This is a genomic window from Lederbergia wuyishanensis (assembly GCF_022900255.1).
Classification (GTDB): Bacteria; Bacillota; Bacilli; order Bacillales; family Bacillaceae_C; genus Lederbergia; species Lederbergia wuyishanensis.
Window position 1 is genome coordinate 89,276 of record NZ_JALIRM010000005.1, and the last position, 16,878, is coordinate 106,153.

Genomic DNA, 16,878 nt, shown 5'->3' on the forward strand with positions numbered 1-16,878 from the left:
TATGGCTACATATCGTTGTTACCAATCGGGTGATGAAATCGAAATCGTTCTCTTATGGAATGAATGCCTACTAAAAGATCCAATCAACCAAAAAAGATTTCGGAATCTCGTATTATTAGACGCCAATTTTGACCCAAAAGGAATGCGATTAGCATTTGAAAATGATAAATTAGTCGGCTGTGTTTACGCGGTAAGAAGATTATTGCCGATGTATGGAACTGACTTAGAGCCGGATAACGGTTGGATTCCATTCTTTTTTGTTCATCCTGAGCATCGTAGGTCTGGTATTGGGTCTCATTTAATGAAAGAGGCCTTAGAGTTTTTACATTCAGAAGGTAGAAGTAATATCTTTTTTGCTTCATATGCTCCGAATTATATTTTGCCTGGTATTGATGAAGAAGCGTATCCAGGTGCATATGAATTTTTACAAAAACAAGGATTTGAAAAATTATATTCACCAGTTGCAATGGATCGTAGTCTAGTTGGCTATCAAGTGCCTGAAGAAGTAAAAGCATTAAAGAATCAAAGAATCGAAGAAGGCTATTCCTTTTCTAAAGCGGAAGATAAAGATTTATATGAGGTTATTCGTTTTGCCAATGAGGTATTCAATCCTGATTGGGGAAGAGCAATTCGAGAAGGGATTATACAAGGGCTCCCAATAGAAAGAATTTTTGTTGCTAGAGAAGGGGAGAAAATGGTAGGCTTTTGTTTATATGGCGGATATGAAGGAATTCCCGAACGATTTGGTCCATTTGGAGTAGACCCAGAGCAGCAAGGAAAAGGATTAGGAAAAATCCTGTTGCATGAAGCCCTGCTAAGCATGAGAGCTGAAGGATTGCATAGTGCTTGGTTCCTATGGACAGGAGAGAAAACGTCTGCAGGATATCTTTATAAAAAGACGGGATTTGATATCACTCGCCAGTTCCATGTAATGAAAAAAAACGGTCGATAAGTGAGTTGAGTGATTGATGGCATTTGCAACAGGCGGTTTGGTAATGCTTTCTGAAATGATGGCAAAATTGCCACCTTCAGAAAAGAAAATTGCTACATATATATTGGAAAATCCTAGAGATGCAATATCTCTTACAGCAAGTGAATTAGGAAAAAGAAGCTCGACAAGCGGGGCGGCAGTCATTCGATTATGCAAATCTCTAGATTTAAAGGGCTTTCAGGACTTAAAGCTTAGAATTGCCGGTGATTTACAGAAGACTCCGCAACAAGAGATTCGAGATATTGAACCAAATGAGTCAAAATACACGATTATTGAAAAAATGACGACGAACAGTATTCAAACAATAAAAGAAACAGCAGAATTACTTAGTGCAGATGAATTAACAAAAGCCATTCGAGTTTTAGAGAATGCCAATTCCATTCATTTTTTTGGAGTAGGTGCGTCTAATATTATTGCACAAGATGCTCAGCAAAAATTTATACGAATCAATAAACATGCTACAGCGTTTAATGATATTCATATGGCAGCGACTGTAGTGGCAAATTTTGGGAAAAACGATGTAGTGGTAGGTATTTCTTTTTCTGGCAACACAGTTGAAGTTGCAAAAATTCTTGAGTTGGCAAATAACGTCGGAGCCAGTACAATCAGTTTGACAAAGTATGGTTCATCCATCGTATCGGAGCAGGCTGATATTCGTCTCTACACATCCGCTACTCGAGAGCCTACATTTAGAAGTGGCGCTACGTCATCTCGAATTGCACAGCTTCATGCTATTGATATTCTTTTTATGTGTGTAGCTGCACAACAATACGAAGAAACCGTGAAACATATTGATGAAACAAGAGAAGCGATTGATTTTATTAGAAAGTCAAATCGCCCAAAAAAGTAGAAGGATTACTTCATATAAAAGGCGAACATATATCTAATCAATCGTTTGATTCATTCGGAGTCCTCCAAATTGGAGGTCTTTTTTTAAAACAGACGAGAGTATAAGGGAGTGTGGTCAAATGGAGTGGTTAATTATTATCATTATCGCTTATCTTCCGATGTTCTATAGAATTCATAGACGGCTTAACTATTTAGAAGAAGAAGTTAAAAGATTAAGTGGTAAAGATAATGTTATTTAGCTAGGTTGAAGAACGACTTTTTTAGGAACATAAAAACTTAGTCATTTCGCTGGAAAAGAGTTGTGTCCTTCATAAGAACCGTTGAATTCACCTTTTAGGGGTAATAGCCGGTTTTTGGGCTTTTACAAAAACAACAAACTTTACGAAAACAGCCTTATTAAAAAGAAGGGGAAAAATCATGACAAAAAAGAAGATATTTATTATAGGTGAAATTAATGTGGATTTGATCATGACAGGTGAAAACGTTGAACCACAATGGAATCAAGAGAAGTTAGTGGATTCGTTTGACTTGGTTTTAGGGTCATCATCATGTATTACAGCTGCTGGATTAGCTGGTTTAGGAATGGATGTTTATTTTGTAGGACTTGTAGGGGACGATGTATTTGGTCATTTTTGTGTGGAGGAATTAAAGAAAAAAGGAATTAACACGAGCTATGTTAAACTAGTTCCTCATATCCAAACAGGGGTGACGTTATCATTATCTACTTCCAAGGACAGAGCACTCCTTACATACATGGGGACGATATCTGAGCTAGGACCTAATGATATTCCAGAAGAAATCTATGATCTGGCTGATCACATCCATTTCGGCTCATACTTTTTACAGACAAACATGAAACAGCATTGGAAAGATGTTTTAATAAAAGCCCGCTCTAAAAATGTGACTACTTCCTTTGATACAGGATGGGATCCGAATGAAAAATGGGATAGGGACGTTATTCTTTCTTTAATGGAGGATGTAAATTTATTTATTCCTAGCGAAGTAGAAATAAATAACATCTTTGAATTAAACGATGTGAGTCAGGTAAAAGAGATTTTGCCTGAAAAGTATGAAAACGTAATTGTGAAGCTTGGTGCAAAAGGATCCATGATGATTAATGCACAAGGAAATACTACAAGAGTGAGCGGATATTCAATTAAACCAATTGATACAACAGGTGCAGGAGATTCTTTTAATGCCGGCCTTATTTATGGATATTTACATGGATTGAAAAATAGCGAGTTATTAGAATTTGCGAATGCCTGTGGAGCTTTGGCTACATTAAGAATCGGAGGAGCAAGTTCAGTTCCGAGCGTAGCGGACGTCATAGCGTTCCAAACGGAAAATAAGATTGTGAATTAGAAGGAAATATAAACTAATCAAACGTTTGGTTAAAAGAAGGTTGCTAATCAAACGTTTGATTAATTAGTGAAGTGCTGAACAAGATTCATGCTTGAAGGGTACATAGGGAAGGGAACGCGAGTATAGCATTGTTAAATATTTTAAAATAAAAATGAATTACATAATTCCTGCATACTTCTCTCCAGGTTTCACATAATGTAGAAGAAAATGTGTTTTCATAATGGGTGGACTTTGCCAAGCTAGTTAGCATAGGCTAAATGGAACGATTCTTCAACAGGAGTTGACAATAGATGGGCGGGAAAATATTAAAGTACTTCGCAGGAGGAAATACAGCTAAAGGATTTTATAGTTTGTATGATACTAACTTAGTTGACCTGGAAAGAGTGTTTATTTTATCAGGAAAGTCCAAAAATGAAAAAACGAATATTATTAATCATTTTATAAAAAAGTGGAAAGATCTTGATTATCCGATGGAGATTTTTTATCGTGCTAGTAATCCAGAACATGTAGAGGGATTAATCATAAGAAATCTAAATTTTGCCATTGTGGATGGGGATTATCCACGTGAAATAGGGAAGGAACAGGTCGGTGCACAATGGGAAACGATTGATTTGGATCAATCAGACAGAACAGCTCGCTTAGATGGTGAATTGAATGAGGTAACGGATCTCAAGTTAAAAATTCAACAATCGTATCTTAATGCATATAACTCTTATCAGACTGGGCTGAAGGTTCATGATGAGTGGGAGCGTATATATATTGATCACATGAATTTTGATTTAGCAGATAAAGTCGCAACTTCTTTGATTGCTGCATTATTTAAAAAAGCTATTCCAGTAACTCACAAGGATTCAATTATAAGGCGTCGTTTCCTAGGAGCAGCTACCCCTATTGGACCAGTCGATTTTGTTGATAATATTACAGAGGGTTTGAGCACCAGATACTTTTTAAAAGGTCGAGCGGGTACGGGGAAATCAACCTTATTAAAAAAGGTAGCTGCGGAAGCTGAAAGAAACGGCTACGATATTGAAATATATCATTGTGGGTTTGATCCTAATAGCCTAGACATGATTGTTGTAAGAGAGCTAGGTTGGGCTGTATTTGACAGCACTTCACCTCATGAATATTTTCCGGAAAAAACTGGAGATGAAGTTATAGACATGTATGAGCTGACTGTCGCTCCAGGTACTGATGAAGCTTTTGCAGAAGAAATTGCCAATATTGAAGCACGATATCATGAACAAATGAAGTTGGGGAAATTTTATTTAGCCGAGGCTAAAAAATATGAAGATGAATTAGAAGAGATTTATTGTAAAGTTTCAGATCATAGCCAAACAAACCTTATGATTGATGAACTGGATCACTTATTAGTAAATCAATCGAATCAATTGTAATTAAGTCCTTCTTGCATTATAAGAAGGTCTATTTTTTTATAAGGAAATGCTTCAATTTTTTACAACACATGATATAATTAGAACAACTGGTCATGACAACATGACAAGGTAATAGATTCTGTTTTAAGGAGTGGAAATTAAGATGGTTGAAAAAGACAACCGTTTGCCGCTCTATTATCAATTAATGGACGTAATTATCGGCAAAATTGAATCAGGGGAATTAAAGGATCATGATAAGCTTCCTTCCGAGCGTGAATTATGCGAAACGTATAATGTAAGCCGTACGACTGTAAGACAGACAATGCAAGAGCTTGAAAAGGAAAAGCTAATTTACAAACAACATGGAAAAGGTACATTTGTTTCGCCGAAGGTTATCAATCAAAGCCTTCTTAAATTTTATAGTTTTACAGAAGAGATGAAAAAGATTAATAAAATCCCTTCGACAAAAGTATTAGCTTTTGAAGAAATTGAAAGTGATATTAAAACGGCGAAAAAAATGAACATCAATGAAGGAACAAAGGTTTATAAAATAACTAGGCTACGCTTCGCTGATGATGAACCGATGATGTATGAAACATCTTATCTTCCTCATAGCAGATTTCCCGAATTAAACGGGGCAGATTTAGAAAGTATGCCGATGTATACTTTGTTTCGTGAAAAATATGAAGCAATCATTACAAAGGCTTCAGAAAGATTTGCAGCAATTCCAACATCAAAAAAAGAAGCATCACTGCTAAACATCCAAGAAGGAGAGCCTAGTCTCTTGATTAACCGAATTAGTTTTGAGGGAGATAACGTGATTGAATACACGATCACGATTGCCAGGGGAGATAAGTTCACCTATTCGGTTGAATTAAATTAATGGAAAGGTTGGAGAAAATGGAGAAATCACATACGTTGAGAGAAATTGAGCAACAGCCATCTTTATGGGTGAAAGCAATTAATCAATTTTCCTCAGAAAAAGAAAGAATGGAACAATTTTTACAGGCGATTCAATCCAAGCATGAACGCGTTCGTGTTATTTTTACAGGAGCTGGAACAAGTGCATTTGTTGGTGAGACCATCTATCCATATATTCGCCGTGAAATAAGGGAAAGAGGATGGGAAGTAGAAACCATTTCGACGACTAATCTTACATCTTCACCTTTTTCTTTTCTAGACAAAAATATCCCTACAATTATGGTATCTTTTGCACGTTCCGGGAACAGCCCAGAAAGTATAGCTGCTGTTGAACTTGCGGAAAAGCTAGTCGAGAATTTCTATGAAATTACGATTACATGCAACAGCGAAGGGGCACTTGCTAAACGGAAACGTGGGGAAGATGAACAACTTGTACTAATACTACCGGAAGAAGCGAATGATAAAGGTCTTGCGATGACGAGCAGTTACTCAACAATGATGCTTACAGCTTTCTATTTGTTCAGTAAAAATAAAGATGAGTTTGTACAAAAGGTTCAAAAGATTGCTAATGCTGGCGAAGAAATGCTTAACTCGTGCAAAAAATTGATTCCTGAACTTGTAAAACTTCCACTCGGGAAATTAGTGTATTTAGGTTCGGGCGTATTTGAAGGTTTATCAAGAGAATCAGCGTTGAAATTTCTTGAACTAACATCCGGAAAGTATCCAACAATGTTCGATACAACTCTTGGATTCCGTCACGGTCCAAAATCAATTCTTGATGCAAACACGATGGTTGTTGTTTACTTATCTAATAACGAATATACAAGAAAGTATGACCTAGACATGCTAAAAGAATTACATGCAGAACAGGAACGGGGAGCGATTGTAGCAATTTCAGGTATAGAAGATCCTGAAGTGGCTGAATATAGCGATTATCAAATTAATGTTCCATTATCGAATGAAGAAGATATGTTACTTGCATTCCCAAATGTTATTTTTGCTCAGTCCTTTGCATATGAGAAATCATTATCAAGTGGTCTATCACCAGATAATCCATCACCAACTGGTGTCATTAATCGCGTTGTTCAAGGCGTTCAAATCTATCCTTTCGAGGGGGAAAACTAAAATGGCAAATGCATCAAAGAATCTATTACAACTAGCTCAAGCAGGAAATTACGCGGTGCCGGCATTTAATATTCATAACTTAGAAATTGCAAAAGCGGTTCTAGAGACGGCTGAGGAAATGCAATCTCCTGTTCTCCTTGCTGCAACACCAGGAACAGTTAAATATATGGGAGAAGAATTTCTAATTGGGATAATGGAAGCTGCTCGAAAAACATATAGTATTCCATTCGAAGTTCATTTAGACCATCATGAAAATATTGATGACATTAAGCGAATGATTGATATGGGAGTAGGCTCTGTCATGATTGATGCGAGTCATCATTCATTTGAAGAAAATATCGCGATAGTGAAGGAAGTAGTAGACTACGCTTCAAAACATGGAGTGTATGTTGAAGCAGAATTAGGACGTCTCAGCGGAATTGAAGATGATATGAGTGTTGATGAAAAAGATGCGATATATACAAATCCTGCTCAAGCAAAGGAATTTGTTGAACGCACAGGAATCCATTCACTAGCTGTAGCGATTGGTACTGCCCATGGATTATATAAAGGTGAGCCAAAGCTAGATTTGGAACGTTTGCAAGAAATTCGTCAAGTTGTAGATATTCCGCTTGTTCTTCACGGTGGATCCGGCCTTCCTGATGCATTGGTACAAGAAACAATAAGAATGGGAATTTGCAAAGTTAATATTGCGACAGAGTTAAAAAATGCTTTTGTCGCAGGCTTAAGCAAATATTTAATCGATCACCCTGAACAAAATGATCCACGTAAATATTTCAGTGATGCCATTACAAATCTTAAACAAGTAGCTGCAGATAAAATTAATATGTGTCAAAGTGCAGCAAAGCATAAATAATAAAAATGTATTAACAAACGGAACCTAACATGAGTCGGGTTCCGTTTGTTTTTTTTGTGTTTTTGTCCTTTTCATATGAACATATTATTAATAATGTGATATATTATATATAATAACAATGTTTAATGTATACATGTGTACTTCTCTGGAGGACACATGTATATAAGGCGCTTACATGGAAACACTTTTACCATAATGGAGGGATGAAAATGTCGAGTCAAACATTGGATCAATTTTTAACGGAAAATCTAGAACAGTTACGTAACCAAGGTCTTTACAATGAAATCGAAACAGTAGAAAGTGCGAATGGTCCCATCATTACATTGAATGGAAAAAAACAAATTAATCTATCTTCAAACAATTACCTAGGGCTGGCAACAGATGAGCGCTTAAAAAAAGCAGCCATCGATGCTGTTAATGAATGGGGAGTAGGAGCAGGTGCCGTTAGAACGATTAATGGTACTTTAACGCTTCACGACAAGCTTGAGGAAAAACTTGCTGAATTTAAAGGAACGGAAGCGGCAATTTCTTACCAATCCGGTTTTAATTGTAATATGGCTGCTATTTCAGCTGTTATGGATAAAAACGATGCGATTTTATCAGATGAATTAAACCATGCTTCAATCATAGATGGCTGTCGTTTATCAAAAGCAAAAATTATTCGCGTTAATCATTCAGACATGGATGATCTAAGGAAAAAAGCTAAGGAAGCTAAAGAATCCGGACAATATAACAAAATCATGGTCATCACTGACGGAGTTTTTTCGATGGATGGCGATATTGCAAAACTTCCTGAAATCATTGAAATCGCTGAAGAATTTGACTTGATTACGTATGTGGACGACGCTCACGGTTCTGGTGTTCTTGGAAAAGGAGCAGGTACAGTAAAGCATTTTGGCCTTCAAGATAAGGTTGACTTCCAAATCGGTACACTATCAAAAGCAATCGGTGTAGTTGGAGGATATGTAGCAGGGAAAAAAGAATTAATCGACTGGTTGAAGGTAAGATCCCGTCCATTCTTATTTTCTACAGCTGTTACACCAGCTGATGCAGCAGCCGCAACAAAAGCCATTGAAATTTTAATGGAAAGCACAGAACTTAATGAGCGTTTATGGGAGAATGGCGACTATTTGAAAAAAGGCTTAAAAAATCTCGGATTTAATATTGGTCATAGTGAAACACCGATAACGCCTGTCATTATTGGAGATGAAAAAACGACTCAAGCGTTTAGTAAACGTCTCTATGAAGAAGGGGTATACGCAAAATCCATCGTATTTCCGACGGTACCAAAAGGAACGGGACGTGTCCGTAATATGCCAACTGCTGCTCATACGAAGGAAATGCTTGATGAAGCTATTTCTATATATGAGAAAGTTGGAAAGGAATTAAGCATTATCTAACCCAACATCTGGAGGAAGCAATATGAAAAAGATTATGATTACTGGAGCATTGGGTCAGATTGGAACAGAATTAGTGATAAAACTTCGCGAGTTATATGGAGAGGAAAATGTAGTTGTAACGGATATACGTAAAAATGAATCTGTTGCTGCGACATCTGGCCCCTTTGAAATTTTAGATGTGACCGATGGAAAAAGAATGTTAGAAATAGCCAAGAAATATCAAGTTGATACAATCATGCATTTGGCGGCGATGTTATCTGCTGTTGCTGAAGCTAAACCACTGGTTGCTTGGGATATCAATATGGGTGGGTTAGTGAATGCACTTGAAACATCAAGGGAATTAGGGCTACAAATGTTTACCCCAAGCTCAATAGGATCTTTTGGTCCTTCTACCCCGAAGGATGACACACCGCAAGTGACCATTCAGCGCCCCACGACGATGTATGGAGTGAATAAGGTTTCGGGTGAACTTTTATGTGATTATTATTTTGCAAAATTCGGGGTTGATACAAGAGGAGTCCGTTTTCCTGGATTAATTTCGTATATGGCACCTCCAGGGGGAGGAACGACCGACTACGCAGTCGAAATTTATTACGATGCTGTTGAAAAGGGAAGATACAATTCTTTCATTGATAAAGGAACATATATGGATATGATGTATATGCCTGATGCACTACAGGCGATTGTTCAATTGATGGAGGCGGACCCAGCACTTCTAAAACACCGCAATGCTTATAATATTACAGCTATGAGTGTTGAACCTGAAGATATCGCAAAAGAAATAAGTCTTCATATACCTAACTTTGATATAAACTATACAATTGATCCTGTTCGCCAATCTATTGCAGAAAGCTGGCCAAATTCAATAGATGATACAGCAGCAAGAGAGGATTGGGGATTTAAACCCGAATATAACTTGGCGAAAATGACGAAAGATATGCTAGAAAAAATTGAGCTGAAAATTGATAAAAAAGGAAAAATGGCTCAATAACAATAATAAAGAAGAATCCACCCAGGAAACCCTTGGGTGGATTGCTATTATTACTGATTTATTTCAATTACTGCATAAATACTTATTTTTAAGACCTTAACTAAAGAAAAGTTTTGCGTTTTTATTTATCTAAATGCTCAATAGCATAATCGGCTTCTTCTTGTGTAAATTTTTCACCGTGCTCAGAGGTTAATTGGTCTCTTATCGCTTCAGGTGACATACTCATTGATTCCTGATAACTTTTTGCTTTTGCCAAGGCATTTTCATTATAATCGGCTTTAAGATTGTCTATTGCGAAATGTGCTTCATCTTCAGTAAATTTTTCGCCATGTTCAGAAGTAAGTTGTTCATAGATTCCTTTTTTTGACATGTACATAGTGTTTGAATAGGATTCAGCCTTTTTCAGAGCGTTTGCCTTCCAGTCAAATTCGAGTTTGCTTATTGCATACTCGGATGCTTCTGTAGAAAACTTTTCACCATATTCTGAAGTTAACTGTTCAAAAATAGCACTTTTGGACATGTTCATTGTTTTTGCGTACGATTCGGCTTTTTTCAAAGCAGACTTATATTCATTAGGAACGTCATCTTCTGCCTTCGTATCTTCTATTTTCGGTTCCTCTTTTTTATTTTCAGTTTCTTTATTCTCTTTTTGTGTTTCTTTTGCAGGCTGGGTAGTTGCTGGTTTGCTTTCCTTTTGGGTATCCTTGCTCGTATCATCTCCACCAGAAGCTAGCTTCACCACTACAATAATAGCAATTACCCATACCCACCATCTTTTATAGAATGGTTTTTTCTGTTTTTCTTGTTGCTTCATTCTCATTTTCCCCCTAATATGTTGAACTATGTCAAATTATATCATTAAACATAGTACTATAGGTCTATGCACTTTTTACCACTATGTCCAAAAATTGTAAACCCATAGTGAGTTATTCAATGTTTTTACTGTCTGAATTGCACTAAGGACATTTAATATCTTTTATAAAGATCTTTTCTTAAACATTGTTGCTATATTTTGTTAATTAAAATAATAAGAATAAATTTGGAACTCAAAACTTAGTCATTCCGCCGAGAAAAGAGCTACGTACTTCATAAGAATTGCTAACTTCACCTTTTAAGGGTAAAAGCCGGCTTTTGGGCTTTAACAATAACAACAAACTTTACGAAAATAGCCTTCATTAATTCTGTAAATACACTTACATCCGTTGGCAGATTCAATGGGATGAAAAAAAGTATGGTTTCAAAAACCATACTTCGTTTATCTCTTAAATCGGTTGACACTCAACTAAAAAGCCGCCATGCTGCCATGTAGAAGTTATCTTCAAACCGACTTCATGAGCCATTTCTCGGAATTCAGACAATGAGATTGGCTTGCCTCCAACTAGGACCATTTCAATACTCAAATGGTGTGATTCTTCATCTGGTGTTACTCCACCCATTATTACGATTCGGCCTGATGGGCGAGCGGCCTCAGCACAACGCCGCAAAATTTCCTTTTTCTCTTTGTCTGGCCAGTTTCCAATTACTTTTTTCAGTAAGTAAATATCTGCACCTGCAGGAAGAGGATCAAAGAAACTCTGCCCAGAAACTGTGACACGATCACTGACACCTGCTGCTTGAAAAATTTCTGCTGATCGAGCTGCCGTTCCAGGAAGATCGACCAACGTACCGTGGATGTGTGGTCTGGCACGAAGAATTTCCGCTAGCATCGCTCCAGTGCCACCGCCGACGTCCACAACAGTTTTGACTGAATCCCAGTCCCCCGTTATTGGAAAATGAGGATCAGGAACCCCGTGCCCCGCAATTCCCATTAAATCATCGAAGCTTTTTCCGACATCAGGATTGGCAGCAAGATCCTCCCAAAAAGGAAGGCCGAACTGCTCGTGATATCCTGATTCTCCAGTTTTTACGTATGTAGGAAGGGTGCCCCAGGCATAAGCCATACGTCCAAAAATACCTGTTAAGTCAGGACGGTATGGAGATTCGACTAGACCCCTAGAAACATCATTAAGACCAAATTGTTTAGGCTCCGTTTCTTCAAAAACCCCTTTACTGACAAGATGTCGCATTACATTAAGAAGGGCATAAGCATTACTCTCAGTTGCTTTGGCGAGATCATCAATATGATTGATTCCTCTAGAAATATGATCTGCAATGCGGAGGGTTCCAACAGTATGTAAACACCAAGGAGTACAAAGATCACTTAAAGCTTCAAGCTTTTCAAAATTAATTTCTGACATTAAACTACCTCCAGCTTTCATAGTTAAAATAAAATAAATAAGTTATTTAAATGCTACCATGAAAACGCTTTTTTAACACTATATCTAGCAAAATATTGTAAATCAATATTTCTACTAATCTAATAGTGCTCCACAAATCATTCATCAAGTATATTTGCTATAATGGAACTATCTCTAATTTGGAGGTTCATAAGTTGTTAAATAAAGCAAAAACCGTATTACAAACATATTTTGGTTATGATCATTTTCGTGATGGACAGGAAGATATCATACAGAAAGTGTCGGGAGGAAAAGATACTCTCGCCATCATGCCAACAGGTGGCGGAAAATCCCTTTGTTATCAAATACCAGCGATGCTTTTTCCAGGAATAACGATAGTAATTTCACCACTTATCTCATTAATGAAGGACCAAGTGGATGCATTGGAGAAAACAGGAATTCCTTCAACCTATATCAACAGCACACTTCCAAACGGTGAAATTAATGAACGTCTAAATGATATTTATAATGGAAACTATAAACTTGTTTACATTGCTCCTGAACGATTGGAAGTACCTTCTTTTTTACGACTTCTAAAAGAAATTCATATATCTCTCCTTGCCATTGACGAGGCACATTGTATTTCCCAATGGGGGCATGATTTTCGTCCCAGTTATTTGCAAATCAAAAATTTAATAAGCCAAATTAAACCAAAACCTGTAGTATTAGCCCTTACTGCTACCGCAACTCCACAAGTCCAAAACGATATTATCGAGCTCCTTCATATTCAAAAAGAACATGTGGTTATGACAGGTTTTGAACGTGAAAATTTACAGTTTCAGGTCGTGAAAGGTGAAGATAGAGATCGCTTTTTATTAAATTATATAGAAAAAAACAGTGGACAAGCAGGCATCATTTATGCCGCTACAAGAAAAGAAGTGGATCGGATCCATCTTTTACTAGAGAGAAAAGGGTTGCCAGCTGGAAAATATCATGCTGGAATGTCAGAGGCTGAACGTAATCAGCAGCAAGAACGCTTTTTATTTGATGACATTTCGATTATGGTAGCGACAAATGCATTTGGGATGGGAATAAATAAATCGAATGTACGATTTGTTATTCATTATCAAATCCCTCGTAATATGGAATCTTATTATCAGGAAGCTGGAAGAGCAGGAAGAGACGGAGAAGAAAGTGCTTGTATTTTGTTGTTCGCTCCACAAGATGCTCAAATTCAATCTTTTTTAATTGAACAATCAGAGATGGATGAAGGTCGAAAAGAGCATGAGTATTCGAAACTAAGGAAAATGGTTGCTTATGGGCATACTGAGTCATGTTTGCAGCAATATATATTGTTTTATTTTGGGGAGGAAGATCCTCCAGAATGCGGTAAGTGTGGAAATTGCACCGATTCTCGGGAACACGTTGACGTCACAATCGATGCACAAAAAGTCCTTTCGTGCATAAGGAGAATGAATGAGCGTTTCGGAAAAACGATGATTGCGAAAGTACTGACTGGCTCGGCTGACAAAAAAATAAAAAGTGTTGGCTTTGATCAGCTGACGACATTTGGGATTTTGAAAGAACGAAATCAAAAAGAAGTTAGTGAATTCATTGATTTTTTAACAGCTGAAGGTTATTTACTTCCAACCGATGGACAGTATCCAGTATTGATGTTGACTGAAAATGCTGGCAATGTTTTACGAGGTAAAGAGCCAGTATTTCGTAAAGAAAAGGTACGTATTGCACAACTTGTGGAGGACAATGAGTTATTTGAACTTTTGCGAGAATTGAGAAGAGAGTTTGCTGAGAAAGAAAAAGTACCTCCGTACGTTATTTTTTCGGATGCGACGTTAAGAGAAATGAGTGCAGCGTTACCAAGAAATGACAATGATCTTTTACAAATTAAAGGAATTGGTGAAAGAAAACTAGAAGCATACGGAACTGATTTCTTATCAGTCATTAATGCATATTGTGAAGAAAAAGACATTGAAAGAAAACATGTCCCCATGATGAAAGTTGAGAAAAAGAGCGTTTCGAAGAGTACGAAAGATTCTAGTCATCTTGTTACGTATCAAATGTTGCAGGATGGGATGGAGATTGAGGAAATTGCGCTGGAGAGAGAAATTTCCGAAAGAACAGTGGAATCCCACTTAATTAAATGTGATGAAGAAGGTCATGAGATTGATTGGGATCAATTTATTCCGAGTCAATATGAAGAAATGATTGAAAAGGCTGTAGATGAAGCAGAATCTACTAGACTAACACCTATTAAAGAACTGCTACCAGATGAGATCAGTTTTTTCATGATTCGTGCGTTTTTACAAAAAAATAAAGAAAAGGTTACGAAGGGAGAAGTTTAAAATTACGACCATTTGTTTAATTCGACATGGAGAAACAGATTGGAACGCATTAGGAAAACTTCAAGGAAGAACGGATATTCCTTTAAATCCTACTGGAATACGACAAGCGGAGGAATGTCGGGATTTTTTAAAAGAAAATCACTGGGATATCATCGTAACGAGTCCACTACAAAGGGCAAAACGTACTGCCGAAATCATTAATGAAGGATTGCAAATTCCTCTTGTTGAAATGGAGGAATTTGTGGAGCGTTCCTTTGGTGATGCTGAAGGAATGACTCGAGAAGAGATTGAATCAAAGTATCCAAATAGAAATATTCCAAATCAAGAAGAAAGATCTGCACTGAACGAACGTGTATTGGCAGGAATCGAAAAAATCAATCGAAAGTATGTCAATAAAAAGGTCCTGCTCGTCGCGCATGGAGGGGTAATTAACGCCATTTTATCGATACTTTCAGATGGAGAAATAGGCTCCGGAAAGACAAGGTTAATCAATGCTTGTATCAGCAATATTAACTTTCAGGAAGAGAAATGGTTGATTAGTGATTTTAACCAAGTGGGACATCTTTCAAAGTATAAGGAACTATAAAAATAGAGTAAAGCCTGTATCGATTAATATAATAATTGATACGGGCCTTTTGTTTTTTGTATGGTAAACTATACAACAAAAATAAATTTACTTAATAGTGTCTCAATTGAGGTGAGATGAAAATGGACGAAATAATAGCTGGTTATGTTGAAAAACCTCCAATTATTCTTGAATCATTTGAAAATGGTTTAGAACATTGGATATGTGGCGGTGCACGATTTAAATCTATCTCTATTCGCCAAACTAAGTATCCAGAGCCGGCGCGTTTCGGAAAAAGCTCTTTGGAATTGAAGTATGATTTTGCTGGTACAACTGGGATATCAGGAGCCTACGCATACACAAAAGAAAAAATAATTTTACATGACTATCCAAAGGCGATTGGAATGTGGGTATACGGGGATGGAAATAATCATTTATTAAGAGCCCAGTTAAGAGATGGAAAGGGTCATCCATTTCAAATTGACTTAGCAGGAAAAGTAGATTGGATTGGATGGAAATATGTTGAATGTAAGATCCCCCATGGTAAATCAACGCCTTTAACACTGGATATTCCTGTTAGATTACTAGAAACAAACGACAATAATAAAAACGCTGGAAAGATCTACGTAGACAATATTAGATCCGTATACGGAAAAACAAACGAGGACTTAATTAATCCTGAAATATTTGGAGAATGTCCTTCAGCTAATGAAGTTGTTTCGACATCTACGGTGAAAATCGGAGCATTCGCCAAGGACGAGGAATCTGGCATTAATCCGACCCGAATCCGTATGTATCTTGATGGAAATGAACTTACCCCGACTTATATAGAAGAAGAGAATGAAATATTTTATACACCTAGCGAACCATTGTTGGACGGTTACCACCAAGTAAAATTAGTTGTTCAAGATTATTATGGAAATGAAACAGAACGGATATGGCAATTTATAGTCGAGGCCGGAGGACCAGGAATTAAACCAATATTTGAAAAGGCTACATATATCGGCAATCCGCTTCACGTTTTCTTTGAGGCCAATGAGTTCCATAAGTTTAAGAGAATAGAACTCCATATTAAATTTGATCCGTGTAAACTTAAACATTTGGAAAAACAAATTATACTTCATCCAATAATCCCTCCAAGCTGTATTGTAAGAAATGAAGTTACGGAGGAGGGATATATATACATAGAATTAAAGGGGCTTGATCAACTTGAAACATCTCGAGCAATACAGGAACTCTTAAAGCTTACATTCCTCATGCATTCGAACATTATAGAGCCCACTAAGATTAATTTAATAAAAGGAATGGCAACTCTGAAGGGGGAAAGGCAAACTCCTATTTACTTTCCTCCGATAGAGATTGTCCCAAAAGCTCATTATAAAATAGCGATTGATCGAGCGTCTTTAGGATTTAATAGTACTCTTATTGTTACAGATGAAAAAGGACATGGAATTCACGGTGCGACTATACAAGTAATTTTTCCTGAATACAAATTAGCATTACTTAATTCTGAGCTAGCATTTCTTTATAAGGATCCTTCTGATAAAAGTGAGGTAATGTTCAAACTAAAAAAAGATACTGAATTAGTTGTTTTAGAAATAGAAAATGACTGGTTAAAGGTGGTATATCGCAATAAAATAGGTTGGTTGAAAGCGGAAAGCCCCAAACTTTTTCCATGGAAATTGGGTAAAACTGATTGTAAAGGGAATCTAAAAACGGATCGATTATCTTTAATTGAGGGTGAATTACTCGTTCAAGCTCATAAAGGAAAACAATATAGTTTTTACAACAAAGATAAAAGTTCTAGAACATCTTGGCTCACAAACTCCAGAATTCATCAATATTACATTCAGTGAACAGAAAAAT

14 protein-coding genes are annotated in these 16,878 nt (G+C 36.9%); 12 read left to right on the forward strand and 2 right to left on the reverse strand.

Translation table 11 applies throughout. The features are described from left to right. Nucleotide 1: 1 nt before the first annotated feature. The 9 genes from MT489_RS09970 (at nt 2) to MT489_RS10010 (ending at nt 9,868) form a co-directional block, all read left to right on the forward strand. Complete coding sequence (locus MT489_RS09970; RefSeq protein ID WP_244681402.1) at nt 2-952, forward strand: GNAT family N-acetyltransferase; 951 nt, start codon at nt 2-4, stop codon at nt 950-952. Between the two features lie 16 nt (nt 953-968). After that, nucleotides 969-1,841, forward strand: a complete 873-nt coding sequence (locus MT489_RS09975; protein WP_244681464.1) for a MurR/RpiR family transcriptional regulator — start codon at nt 969-971, stop codon at nt 1,839-1,841. Nucleotides 1,842-2,257: 416 nt separating this feature from the next. Next, the gene (locus MT489_RS09980) at nt 2,258-3,202 is read left to right on the forward strand and encodes a carbohydrate kinase family protein (protein ID WP_244681403.1); all 945 of its coding nucleotides are present in this window, start codon (nt 2,258-2,260) and stop codon (nt 3,200-3,202) included. Between the two features lie 290 nt (nt 3,203-3,492). After that, nucleotides 3,493-4,596: a hypothetical protein gene (locus MT489_RS09985; RefSeq protein WP_244681404.1), complete on the forward strand. Its 1,104-nt coding sequence runs from the start codon at nt 3,493-3,495 to the stop codon at nt 4,594-4,596. A gap of 142 nt (nt 4,597-4,738) precedes the next feature. Continuing rightward, entirely contained in the window at nt 4,739-5,458 is a 720-nt protein-coding gene (locus MT489_RS09990; RefSeq protein ID WP_244681405.1) for a GntR family transcriptional regulator, read from the forward strand. Between the two features lie 17 nt (nt 5,459-5,475). Then, on the forward strand, nt 5,476-6,621 hold the full coding sequence (locus tag MT489_RS09995; RefSeq protein WP_244681406.1) for an SIS domain-containing protein: 1,146 nt from the start codon (nt 5,476-5,478) through the stop codon (nt 6,619-6,621). 1 nt (nt 6,622) lies between these two features. Beyond that, complete coding sequence (gene gatY / locus MT489_RS10000; RefSeq protein ID WP_244681407.1) at nt 6,623-7,477, forward strand: tagatose-bisphosphate aldolase subunit GatY; 855 nt, start codon at nt 6,623-6,625, stop codon at nt 7,475-7,477. Between the two features lie 209 nt (nt 7,478-7,686). Then, entirely contained in the window at nt 7,687-8,877 is a 1,191-nt protein-coding gene (locus tag MT489_RS10005) for a glycine C-acetyltransferase (protein ID WP_244681408.1), read from the forward strand. Nucleotides 8,878-8,899: 22 nt separating this feature from the next. After that, nucleotides 8,900-9,868, forward strand: coding sequence for an L-threonine 3-dehydrogenase (locus MT489_RS10010; protein ID WP_244681409.1), 969 nt, complete (start codon nt 8,900-8,902; stop codon nt 9,866-9,868). Nucleotides 9,869-9,989: 121 nt separating this feature from the next. Here the strand turns inward: MT489_RS10010 and MT489_RS10015 are convergent, their stop codons facing one another. Further along, a complete protein-coding gene (locus tag MT489_RS10015) occupies nt 9,990-10,682 on the reverse strand; it encodes an Ltp family lipoprotein (protein WP_244681410.1) in 693 nt (230 codons plus the stop codon). Nucleotides 10,683-11,130: 448 nt separating this feature from the next. Further along, nucleotides 11,131-12,105 (reverse strand): methyltransferase, encoded by a 975-nt coding sequence (locus tag MT489_RS10020; protein ID WP_244681411.1) that lies wholly within the window; start codon nt 12,103-12,105, stop codon nt 11,131-11,133. A 194-nt stretch (nt 12,106-12,299) separates the two neighbouring features. Between MT489_RS10020 and recQ the strand changes: the two genes are divergently transcribed. From recQ to MT489_RS10035, 3 genes are all read left to right on the forward strand, one after another. Further along, the gene (gene recQ / locus MT489_RS10025; RefSeq protein WP_244681412.1) at nt 12,300-14,447 is read left to right on the forward strand and encodes a DNA helicase RecQ; all 2,148 of its coding nucleotides are present in this window, start codon (nt 12,300-12,302) and stop codon (nt 14,445-14,447) included. Nucleotide 14,448: 1 nt separating this feature from the next. Then, nucleotides 14,449-15,033 carry a histidine phosphatase family protein gene (locus MT489_RS10030; RefSeq protein WP_244681465.1) on the forward strand — a complete coding sequence of 195 codons (585 nt, stop codon included), beginning with the start codon at nt 14,449-14,451 and terminating at the stop codon, nt 15,031-15,033. A 122-nt stretch (nt 15,034-15,155) separates the two neighbouring features. Further along, nucleotides 15,156-16,868 carry an SH3 domain-containing protein gene (locus MT489_RS10035; protein ID WP_244681413.1) on the forward strand — a complete coding sequence of 571 codons (1,713 nt, stop codon included), beginning with the start codon at nt 15,156-15,158 and terminating at the stop codon, nt 16,866-16,868. Nucleotides 16,869-16,878: the final 10 nt, after the last annotated feature.

Excerpts from the sequence above, each read along its gene's own strand:
- MT489_RS09970 (WP_244681402.1), top strand. The coding sequence starts at position 2 with ATGGCTACATATCGTTGTTACCAATCGGGTGATGAAATCGAAATCGTT.
- MT489_RS09975 (WP_244681464.1), top strand. The coding sequence starts at position 969 with ATGGCATTTGCAACAGGCGGTTTGGTAATGCTTTCTGAAATGATGGCA.
- MT489_RS09980 (WP_244681403.1), top strand. The coding sequence starts at position 2,258 with ATGACAAAAAAGAAGATATTTATTATAGGTGAAATTAATGTGGATTTG.
- MT489_RS09985 (WP_244681404.1), top strand. The coding sequence starts at position 3,493 with ATGGGCGGGAAAATATTAAAGTACTTCGCAGGAGGAAATACAGCTAAA.
- MT489_RS09990 (WP_244681405.1), top strand. The coding sequence starts at position 4,739 with ATGGTTGAAAAAGACAACCGTTTGCCGCTCTATTATCAATTAATGGAC.
- MT489_RS09995 (WP_244681406.1), top strand. The coding sequence starts at position 5,476 with ATGGAGAAATCACATACGTTGAGAGAAATTGAGCAACAGCCATCTTTA.
- gatY (WP_244681407.1), top strand. The coding sequence starts at position 6,623 with ATGGCAAATGCATCAAAGAATCTATTACAACTAGCTCAAGCAGGAAAT.
- MT489_RS10005 (WP_244681408.1), top strand. The coding sequence starts at position 7,687 with ATGTCGAGTCAAACATTGGATCAATTTTTAACGGAAAATCTAGAACAG.
- MT489_RS10010 (WP_244681409.1), top strand. The coding sequence starts at position 8,900 with ATGAAAAAGATTATGATTACTGGAGCATTGGGTCAGATTGGAACAGAA.
- MT489_RS10015 (WP_244681410.1), bottom strand. The coding sequence starts at position 10,682 with ATGAAGCAACAAGAAAAACAGAAAAAACCATTCTATAAAAGATGGTGG.
- MT489_RS10020 (WP_244681411.1), bottom strand. The coding sequence starts at position 12,105 with ATGTCAGAAATTAATTTTGAAAAGCTTGAAGCTTTAAGTGATCTTTGT.
- MT489_RS10035 (WP_244681413.1), top strand. The coding sequence starts at position 15,156 with ATGGACGAAATAATAGCTGGTTATGTTGAAAAACCTCCAATTATTCTT.